The 3,915-nt window shown below is 31.3% G+C and carries 1 protein-coding gene and 1 pseudogene; both read right to left on the bottom strand.

Annotated features, from left to right (window positions below; translation table 11 throughout):
• Positions 1 to 593 (bottom strand): annotated as a pseudogene (locus UIB65_RS10220) (hypothetical protein); the annotation flags it as partial.
• Positions 594 to 1,710: 1,117 nt separating this feature from the next.
• Positions 1,711 to 3,915: Ig-like domain-containing protein (locus UIB65_RS10215; RefSeq protein WP_330041462.1), on the bottom strand; the 2,205-nt coding region annotated here is incomplete at its 5' end.

Genomic DNA, 3,915 nt, shown 5'->3' with positions numbered 1-3,915 from the left:
GCGACATTGCCTTCAAAGTTACAGTTAGTGATTTTGTCTCCATCACTAGATCCTAAGTATACAGCACCACCGTGGCCACTAGCAGTGTTGTTGATGAAATTACAGTTTTCCAATGTTAATTTACCTTCTGAAACTATAGACCCCCCATTACCATTGGCATTACCATTGATAAATGTAATTCCTTTCAATGTTACAGTAGCTCCTCTAGCAATATTGAATACTCTATCTTGTTTGTTAGCATCAATAATCACTTTACCTTGACCATCTATGGTAATAGAATCAGAAATAGTTATACCATTAACTAAGCCAGAGTCTTTGCTACTGTCATATGTAAAGTTATTTTTCAGAGTTACTTCTGTTTTACCAGTTAAATTATTCTGCAAGTCCGTGAATGTTCCCGCATTTTCACTTCCTCGCAGTATTTGATTAGAATCAGGAAGTGAATATGCAGAGACATCAGTACTTCCGACAACATCTGTATGAGTTGCCTTTACAACATCTGTTGCATTTGAACCATCAGCAGCAACAACTGCCTGAAGTGAACAAACAAAACAGATCATTAAAAGTATAATTAATATCTCTTTTTTATTCATAATACACCCCCTCCATAAATTATAGATGTACATTTTAATACATCTTGGAGAGTCTATCGTGATATCTATATAAGTATTTACTAATATATAAGATTTACTTTTAAGAGATTTTACAAAAATATTAAACATATTCTAGATATTCAGGAGAATAATTAAACAAATATTTTGTTTTAAATAGTTAAAACAAATATCCCCCCAAAACACAGCAATAAATTTTGTATAACTTTAATTTAAGCATACCTAAAAATAAACAGATTAAGTCAAATTGAGATATATTTAGATATATCACAAATATACCCTCCCAACATAAGACATAATATCCAATATATTAAAAAAATTAAACATTATTTAATAAAATATGTAAAATTAAGTACAAAATAAGTATAAATAGTAAAAAAAGTACCTAAAAAATAGCAAATTTTAAAAAAAAATAAATAGCCAAATCGACAAAAGCCCATGCACACCAATTCAATCCTTTAATACTTAACATTTAACTTCCAATATCACATACCCATGATTAAATGTTTAGAATAATTTTTTTAAATATGACAAAACAAAAATCAATAGAAGAAACTAAGAATTTGTGACGAATAAGGAAAATAATAAATTATGAAATTTTTTCAGATAAAAATAAGAAAATTTAAGAAATAAATAAAAATTAATTTTTGGATTAATCCATGAATATGCATCCATCTACTCGATATTGAAATTCTTAACAACTTCACAAAAAAAATCAAATAATTTCACAGATCATATAAAAAAAATCATCATGCATATATTCGAAAATTCTACAATAGATTTTCCAGACATCATCATTTATACGAAAAATCTGAAAAAAAAATAAATCACTACATTTAATTAATTTCCGTGTTGAAGAATTTCGAAAATATTAAGATGACAAAAGTATTTTTAATGCTCAAAGATACGGCATATTTGAACTGTTACCCTTATATGAATCTATTAAAATAGAAACATTTCAATCAAAAATTTACGATTCTTGAATAAATCTGCAAAAGCAATCAACAAAAAAAAAAAGAATTAAAAAATGAGCTTAGATAATTAACAAAATTTCACATATATCTCAAAGCATTTCAAAAAAAATAAATAAAAAAGAAGATTATTTTTTAAATCTTCTAATTTGTGTTGTACATACAGTCAATAATATCAATAGCAATACCCAAATCGGATTAGCAGTTGGATAATCAGCCAATGAAATTCCACCACTTGAATGCTTATCAGAATACTGACTATGATGAGTGTAATCATCACTGCCATTATGATTTTCATCGCCTTCAACTACAATTTCTGTCCAGGTGGAATTTGAATCGTATTTTTTATCACCAGAATAGATTACCTTAGCATCATGTATACCTGCAGGTAAACCTGAGAAATTGAATCTTGCTATACCATCCTTAAGACGGGAAGTATATTTTTGACCTTCAACGATGATTGTAACAGTACCTGTTGCATCTTTCGGAAGTTTTACCACAACATTAGCATCTTCACCTTCAACAACCAAATCACCAGTTACAGATATAGGAGCTGTAGACTTGGATACAGTAAATGAAGTAGTAATAGTTTTACTTTCAGAGTATTTATCATCACCCTGATAGGTAACTTTAGCTGTGTATTTACCAGTTGGAAGATCCGGTACAACAACTTTAGCTTTACCATTAATAACTTCAGCATAATAACCTACACCATTAATATCAACCAACACAATTCCTTTAGCATCACTAGGAACAGTAACAGTAATAACTTCATCCTTACCAACCTTAATATTAGTTGATGAAGCAGATACAGTTGAATCCTTCTTCATAACTTTAAATTCAGAAGATGTAATATTGTCTTGATAATAGTCATCACCACTATATTTAACGACAATATTTTTATCACCTGCAGTCAGACCTTTGATATCAATAACAGCTTTACCGTCTTTTACTTCAGCAGTGTATTTTTTACCGTCAATCTCAACAGTTACAGTACCTGTAGCATCACTAGGAGCAGTTACAGTTACAGTGATTGTATCTCCAACATAACCATCTTTTACATCAATTTTAATTGGAGATTCAGATTTTGGAACAACAACAGTAGCATTAGCCTTTTTACTAGCATAATTAGGATCACCAGAATAGGATACCTCTGCAGTGTAAATGCCAGGAATGGTTTTATCAACATTAATTGTTGCAGTTCCATTTACAACATCAACAACATATTCATCATCACCAATTTTAACTGTTACAGTACCAGTAGCGTCTTCAGGTAATATTACAACAATAGTTCCATTGCCTTTATCAACAATGTCCATATTAGTATCTGTTTTTGATACAGTGAATATTGTAGAGTTAGTTGAAGGCAAGTACTTATTATCACCATTGTACCGTACGCTTACGAAGTATTCGCCTTTAGGAAGACCAGATATAATCAATACACCTTCACCACCACTAATAGCAACTGTGTATTTTGTATCACTTGATGGAACACTTAATGTGCCGTCGTCCAAGTTGAAGTTGTATTCTTCTCCACCAACAATTACAGTAACATTTCCAGTAGCATCAGCAGGAACAAGCAATTTAATATTCTCATTCTCACCAACAACAATATTTACAGCAGTCGGAATAACAAATGAATCCATTTTTTCAACTTTAAATGTTTTTGAAGTGAAACTTGAAGCGTATTTGTCATCACCAGTGTAGGTTACATTTACAGTGTATGTTCCACTGCCTAAGTGTGGGATTTCAGCCACACCAGTACCATTGGTTACGTTGACGTAATATCCAACACCATCAATATCAATTAATACTTGACCGGTTGCATCATCTGGAAGTATTACAGTAACTTTTAAGTTTTCTCCAGCTTCAATATCCTCAATTATTGCTTTAACTGTTGTATTGCGTTTATCAACACTGAACTGTGCAGTGGTTATATTTGCGTTGTATTTATCATCACCATCATATTTTACATATACTGATTTGTTTCCAACGGATAAGTCTTTAACAGTGATTGTAGCTTTGCCATCCTTAATTTCTCCAGTGTATTGTACACCATCAATTTCAATAGTCACATTGCCACTAGCACCATCAGGAACATTCACAGTGATAATAGCATTATCTCCAGCTTTAATATTTTCCACTGTGACATACATTGGAGTGTCATATTTAGGAACAGTCACTTTGCTTGATGTTGAAGTTCCTTCGGTGTTTTCATCACCAGAGTAGATTACTTCTACATCGTGAGTTCCAGGAGTTGAATTATCAACAGTCACAACAGCAGTACCGTTAACGATAGGAGCAGTGTAATTCTTATCTCCAACCTTAATGGT

It is taken from the genome of Methanobrevibacter sp. (assembly GCF_036307625.1).
Taxonomy (GTDB): domain Archaea; phylum Methanobacteriota; class Methanobacteria; order Methanobacteriales; family Methanobacteriaceae; genus Methanocatella.
Note: the sequence above shows the minus strand (reverse complement) of the source record. Positions and strands in the feature narration are given on the sequence as shown.